Source organism: Nostoc sp. CmiVER01, from assembly GCF_034531135.2.
Classification (GTDB): domain Bacteria; phylum Cyanobacteriota; class Cyanobacteriia; order Cyanobacteriales; family Nostocaceae; genus Nostoc.
The window spans coordinates 1-835 of sequence record NZ_JAVRBU020000055.1; the positions used below are offsets into that span (position 1 = coordinate 1).

At 37.6% G+C, this 835-nt stretch carries 1 protein-coding gene; it reads left to right on the plus strand.

Translation table 11 applies throughout. From position 1 onward, the window contains the following. Window positions 1-287 precede the first annotated feature (287 nt). A partial coding sequence (locus RMZ43_RS35935; protein ID WP_428851018.1) for a hypothetical protein occupies window positions 288-835 on the plus strand: 548 nt, incomplete at its 3' end.

Below are 835 nucleotides of genomic sequence, written 5' to 3' on the forward strand. Positions count from 1 at the left end.
GTAGGAATGAAATAATTGGGATCGCGCTCCGCGCTCAGGGGGGAATAGAGTTACTGATATATTGTCGTATATACAAGATATACTCAGGGGTTTTCGTATTTTCCCCTAAATCTCCCAAAACTACCTATTAACAATGCTTTCAGGATTAATAACTATCCATTTTTACAAAAAAGGGTATAATCTTAAATATATACAAAGCTTTTTATATAGATTAAATGTTGATATATATATACAAATACGGAAAATTAATATATACTAAAGAATGAATATATATACAATTAATCTATATGGCTGATTCTAAAACTCGCTTGGGGACATTTCGTATCCCTGAAAATACTTGGAAAGACTTTGTTGCTAAAGCCCGCAGCAATGGCGATAATGCTTCTTCTATCCTTCTCAATACTGTCCACGCTTATTTAAATAACGAAGTCAATTCTACTGCGATCGCTATTTCATCAATACCAACTAAGCTTTCCTCTAATCCTGCCTCCACTCCCGCTTCCACGATCGCTCCATCAGTTAACTCATCCCCTAATTCATCTATATCTCTCTTACTTGCCATCGCTACTGATAATCAAATACTCTACATCGACCGTGGTATCCCCCAAAACTGGAATCCTCCCTACCACCTTCGCAATGCTTATGCTAATGCTGATTATCGCCTCGAATTCCTGACTGCCTCCGATTCCTCCATCCTCTCACCTGTTGAAAACGCATTAGTTAAAACTTTTAAACCTCCTTTTAACTTTAAAACCAAAACTAATCTAGACGCGCATATAGATGTAGATGAACCGTTCCAGTCCACTGCTCCTCATTCTGCTTCTATTCCTTTACA